Origin of the sequence: Halovivax sp., assembly GCA_007119345.1 — an archaeon.
Lineage (GTDB): Archaea > Halobacteriota > Halobacteria > Halobacteriales > Natrialbaceae > Halovivax.
Map to the genome: position 1 here is coordinate 1 of SKPV01000036.1, position 2,894 is coordinate 2,894.

4 protein-coding genes are annotated in these 2,894 nt (G+C 68.2%); 2 read left to right on the top strand and 2 right to left on the bottom strand.

What is annotated here, in order from left to right; translation table 11 throughout:
* The first annotated feature begins 225 nt into the window (after nt 1-225).
* Nucleotides 226-474, top strand: a complete 249-nt coding sequence (locus QZT59_RS03125) for a hypothetical protein (protein ID WP_290811209.1) — start codon at nt 226-228, stop codon at nt 472-474.
* 155 nt (nt 475-629) lie between these two features.
* On the opposite strand, the gene QZT59_RS03130 is transcribed toward QZT59_RS03125, so the two are convergent.
* Complete coding sequence (locus QZT59_RS03130) at nt 630-1,220, bottom strand: DUF308 domain-containing protein (protein WP_290811212.1); 591 nt, start codon at nt 1,218-1,220, stop codon at nt 630-632.
* Nucleotides 1,221-1,489: 269 nt separating this feature from the next.
* The gene (locus tag QZT59_RS03135) at nt 1,490-1,876 is read right to left on the bottom strand and encodes a universal stress protein (RefSeq protein ID WP_343195724.1); all 387 of its coding nucleotides are present in this window, start codon (nt 1,874-1,876) and stop codon (nt 1,490-1,492) included.
* A 351-nt stretch (nt 1,877-2,227) separates the two neighbouring features.
* Between QZT59_RS03135 and QZT59_RS03140 the strand changes: the two genes are divergently transcribed.
* On the top strand, nt 2,228-2,894 hold a 667-nt coding region (locus tag QZT59_RS03140; protein WP_290811215.1), incomplete at its 3' end, for a universal stress protein.

Below are 2,894 nucleotides of genomic sequence, written 5' to 3' on the forward strand. Positions count from 1 at the left end.
GGTCGCCCGAACCGCGGACCCCATTTCCGCGAGCTCGAGCTTGTGCTGTACCTGTCCGACGAATTCGTTGTACTTCATTGGAATCTCCGGACGGACGATGATTCGGTCCGCCACTAGAAGCTAGACCGACCAGCGGAAAGTAGGTCAGGGGTGGTTCCCGGCGACCGAGATCGTGGGAGAGTTACATCCGCCTTCGTGCCGTAAACCTCCCGAGGTGGAGACACCGTGGTCGAGTACGACGACAAGATCTTGCTCGCCATCGCGGCGGTCCTCGCGGGGGGCTGGCTCGTCGGCGCGCTGACAGCGGTTCCGATGCAGACCGCACGCGTCGTGAGCGTACTCGCCGCAACCCCCTTCGTCTGGGACGCCCTCTTCAGGAACCCGCCGTTGCCGGCAGCCGAGCCTCACCGAGCCGTTTCGGCCGTCGTCTGGCACGCGATTCTCGTCTGGGTGCTCCTGACTGCACTCGTGTGAGTGGTAGGTAGCGCTGGCCGATTCGGCCGCGGCGCTACGACGGCGTACCGGCGCTGGTGGACGACACCGACTCGGTGGGCGCGGAGGCGAGTAACCAGTTGGACCCGGAGCCGACCGATCCGTTGGGCGCAGACGTGACAAAAACAGGGACGGACTCAGGCGCCGCGAGCCTCCGCACCGGGCGTCGCGACGTCGCCGGCGTGGCGGCCGACGTTGGCGACGGCGATCATCGAGAGGCCGGTCGCGAGCAGGCTCGCACCGACGACGACGCCAACCAGCCAGAGCGCGTCGACCGGGAAGCCAGCCCAGAGGATGCCGGCGAGGACGAGCGAGACCACACCGCTGGCCGCGATCCAGCCGCGTCCGGACTCGCTCCCCATCCGGAGACTCAGCCAGAGTTCCGCGATGCCGTCGACGAGCAGGTACGCGATGACGAGGAGCGTGAGGCTCAGGAGCCCGACGATCGGATTCGTGAGCAACACGACGCCAGCGACGATCGAGACGACGGCGAGCGTCCCTTGCCAGATCGACCGCTTCCAGCCCCGTACAGTGAACGCGTGACCGGCGTGGACGAGGCCGCCGAGGACCAGCAGCGCCCCGATCAGGTACGTGATCGCGACGCCCGTCGCGAACGGGAGGGCGATCGCGAGGAGTCCGGCGACGGCGACGGCGCCGCCCGCGAGCGCGAGCGTTCGCCAGCCGTGGTGCTGAGTGATCGTTCCGGTTTCCGTAGTAACTGTGCTCATGGTATTCACCACCGGAGGGTAGGACCTGTGAGCGGTTATAACATTGTTACGATTTGACAGTCCTTCAGGCCAACGGACCCGTTCGGAACCGGGAGGATCGGGCGACAGTCGTCCGAATCGGCGTCACGCGACCGGATTTTCCGACGAGCGCGACTGGCTCTTCCGATGACCGCCACATCGAAGCTCCAGGTCTCGGAGGCCGACACGAGCTCGAGTCCGGCGTCGAAGATTCGACCGCCGACGTGGGCTCGACCTCCCCTCGGGGCCCGCTACTCGTCGGGGCGAACGACGGTAACCGGGACGGCCGACCGGCGGACGACGGTCTCGGCGACGCTCCCCAGCAGGACCCGCGCCGGACCCTCCCGGCCGTGACTGCCGATCACGATCCCGTCGACGGCGTGCTCGTCGGCGTACCGGAGGATCGCTTTGGCCGGGTGGCCCGCGACGAGATCCGGCTCCGTTTCGACCTCGTCCGGCACGGCGTCGAGAACCGATTCGAGGATCCACTCGCCTTTCTCCCGTTCGTTCGTGTACTCGTCGTCACCCCTGTAGCCCGGAAAGGCCCGCCGTCGGCTGTAGGCGACCATCGGGTCCATCACGTACAGCAGCGTCACGGTCGCCTCCGGGATGCTGGCACGCGTACGCGGCCGCGGCACGGGACGGGGCGGAGCCGTCGACGGGGACGAGAATGTGCTCTCCCAGAGGATACCAATCGGAACCCGGCCCGATAACCGTACGCCATCCGATCCCCGTACGCCATCCGATCCCCGTACGCCATCCGATCCCCGTACCCCGTACTGACACTCGCGACGACCGCAGCGGGAGTCGCGTCGGGCGTCCGCACCCGGCGTCTCGTCGGGCGTCCGCAGCGGGAGCCGGTCCACAGGTTCCAAACGGTGTCGCCAGATCCGATTCCGCCCGGCGACCGACGACGAGCCCGCGTAGACGTGCAATCCGATCGATTCGCCCCTTTTATCCCGGTCGCCGGCGTACCGTCCGGGAACTCGATGTACGACACGATCCTCCTTCCCGTCAACGGAAGCGACGGCGCCGAGGCCGCAGCCGCCCGGGCGTTCTCGCTCGCGGACGCGTTCGACGCCACCGTTCACGTCTTGCACGTTCTCGAATTCCCAACCGATCCCGCAGACCTCGACCCAAAACAGCGCGACGACCTGCGCGAGTTCGTCGAACAGCGCGCACGTGCGGCCACGGCGGCGGTCGGGGAACGCGCCGCCGATCGCGGCGTCGACGCCGTCGAGGCGGTCGCCGACGGCGAGCCCCACCGCACGATCCGCGAGTACGCTCGCGAGCACGACGTCGACCTGATCGTCATGGGAACCCACGGCCGCCGAGGGGCCGACCGAGTGCGACTGGGCAGCACGACCGAGCGCGTGCTCATGCTATCGGACGTGCCCGTCCTCTCCGTCAGTTCGAACGACGACCGTACGGTCCCGGCGGACCTCCGACTCGCGATCGACGACGTGGTGATCCCGACCGACGGCAGCGAGTTCGCGGACCGTGCGGCCGAACACGCGCTCTCGATCGCGGAGCTGGCCGGCGCCACCGTCCACGCGATCTACGTCGTCGACGAGACGATCGCCGACCTCCAGGACGCCCCGCGGAGCATCGTCGGTCTGCTCAAAGAGGGCGGCCGGCGAGCCACCGACGAGCTCA